This window comes from Paenibacillus sp. LS1 (assembly GCF_026013365.1).
Taxonomy (GTDB): domain Bacteria; phylum Bacillota; class Bacilli; order Paenibacillales; family Paenibacillaceae; genus Paenibacillus.
The window spans coordinates 1-409 of record NZ_JAPDOE010000037.1 but is presented as its reverse complement, the minus strand read 5'-3'; the positions used below and the strand labels follow the sequence as shown (position 1 = coordinate 409).

The following is a 409-nucleotide window of genomic DNA, read 5'->3' as shown; positions in this document are numbered from 1 at the left end:
AAGAACAAACTTGTAAATCATTTTTGGTGGAGCCAAGCGGGATCGAACCGCTGACCTCCTGCTTGCAAGGCAGGCACTCTCCCAGCTGAGCTATGGCCCCATATAAAATTTAAAGGTGTAAATGGTGGGCCCTGGTGGACTCGAACCACCGGCCTCACCCTTATCAGAGGTGCGCTCTAACCAACTGAGCTAAGGGCCCACATTATATTTACTATTTGAACCCAAAATGGGTTACGCTTGGCGGCGTTCTACTCTCCCAGGACCCTGCGGTCCAAGTACCATTGACGCTGAAGGGCTTAACGGTCGTGTTCGGGATGGGAACGTGTGGAACCCCTTCGCTATCGCCACCAAACGTTTGAGAGTTTGAGCTCTCAAAACTGAGCAACGAGTGAGTTGCTTGTGCTCTTCA

2 tRNA genes and 1 rRNA gene are annotated in these 409 nt (G+C 51.3%); all 3 read right to left on the bottom strand.

Annotation, left to right across the window (positions count from 1 at the left end):
• Positions 1-24 precede the first annotated feature (24 nt).
• The 3 genes from OM416_RS31755 to rrf all read right to left on the bottom strand — a co-directional run bounded on the left by OM416_RS31755 (position 25) and on the right by rrf (position 352).
• A tRNA-Ala gene (locus tag OM416_RS31755) sits at positions 25-100 on the bottom strand.
• A 22-nt stretch (positions 101-122) separates the two neighbouring features.
• Positions 123-199 (bottom strand) — tRNA-Ile (locus OM416_RS31750).
• Positions 200-235: 36 nt separating this feature from the next.
• Positions 236-352 (bottom strand): 5S ribosomal RNA (gene rrf / locus OM416_RS31745).
• Between the last annotated feature and the right edge of the window lie 57 nt (positions 353-409).